Source organism: Methylobacterium sp. J-078, assembly GCF_022829285.1.
In the GTDB taxonomy this organism is placed as follows: Bacteria; Pseudomonadota; Alphaproteobacteria; order Rhizobiales; family Beijerinckiaceae; genus Methylobacterium.
Genome location: NZ_JAKSYI010000098.1, coordinates 1 through 382 on the forward strand (window position 1 = coordinate 1; position 382 = coordinate 382).

At 66.2% G+C, this 382-nt stretch carries 1 protein-coding gene; it reads left to right on the forward strand.

Annotation, left to right across the window (positions count from 1 at the left end; translation table 11 throughout):
• Positions 1-243, forward strand: a 243-nt coding sequence (locus MKK58_RS15555) for a hypothetical protein (RefSeq protein ID WP_243912909.1), incomplete at its 5' end; no start/stop codon positions are given.
• Positions 244-382 lie beyond the last annotated feature (139 nt).

A 382-nucleotide genomic window follows, 5' to 3' on the forward strand; every position in this document is an offset into this window, starting at 1 on the left:
CGTTTAGTGCCGCTTCTGACGAAGATCCGCGAAGGCGCCGCGCTGATCGCGGCCGCCAACTACGCCCTACCAGACGGCGCCGAGCCAGTTCCACCTGGGGAGCCCCGCTGCGGTTGGAACGGCAAGGCCGATCAGCCGCACAGCACGATTGCCAGCCGCGTTAAGCTGCCCGCCCTCGGCACCGACACCGGCTTCATCTGGGGCGAAGTCGCTGCCCCGCTTTCCCATAGCATTGTCCATTAAATTCTCTGATATCGAGGCAGATCGCGCTTGGGCGCGTCGGTTCCTCGGCAAGCCCGAGCCGGCTGCCACCGAACGCAAGCTGACCCAAGCCGAGCGCATCGCAGCTTGGTCGGCCCAGAACCGCGAGGCCGAGGGCAAG